At 49.1% G+C, this 576-nt stretch carries 1 protein-coding gene; it reads left to right on the top strand.

What is annotated here, in order from left to right; genetic code table 11:
• Positions 1 to 256: carbonic anhydrase family protein (locus tag GQS57_RS18585; protein WP_205860322.1), on the top strand; the 256-nt coding region annotated here is incomplete at its 5' end.
• Positions 257 to 576: the final 320 nt, after the last annotated feature.

Genomic DNA, 576 nt, shown 5'->3' on the forward strand with positions numbered 1-576 from the left:
CTTTAACCCTAAGTGCCTCCTGCCGAACAGTCTGGAGTATTGGACGTACCCAGGCTCTCTCACAACTCCTCCACTGTATGAGAGCGTCACATGGATCGTGCTGAAAGAACCCATTTATGTGTCAGATAAGCAGATGGGAAAGTTCCGGACACTGCTGTTTAACGGAGAGGAAGATGATGACCGAAAGCACATGGAGAACAACTTCCGCCCACCACAGCCGCTGAAAGGCAGGACGGTGCGGGCTTCTTTTGAGTAGCCTGGACCACCAGTTGTGATCGCATGTATTGGAGTCACCTCGGAGGTTGAAAGATGAATTAGAAGGGTGTGGGGTTTGTTCAGTCATGTCTCTCTCTTCCTGCTGCTTAAAGGTTTTGGCCAGTGACCTCAAACACAGTTTGACTGTGACGTTGAGCTCTTTGAATCCAGGGCTCTGTGTTTTTAGATCCCTTCTCATCCACCTTGATCAGGCTTGTGCAAACAGGTCCTTGTTGCTGGTGGCTGAGATATTTGTGCTTTCAAAGGGTCCAAGCTGATGGGATCTGAAAAGCTTGCTCTCTGCTATAGTCTGTAATCCAG

It is taken from the genome of Polaribacter sp. 20A6, from assembly GCF_011378915.1.
Taxonomy (GTDB): domain Bacteria; phylum Bacteroidota; class Bacteroidia; order Flavobacteriales; family Flavobacteriaceae; genus Polaribacter; species Polaribacter sejongensis.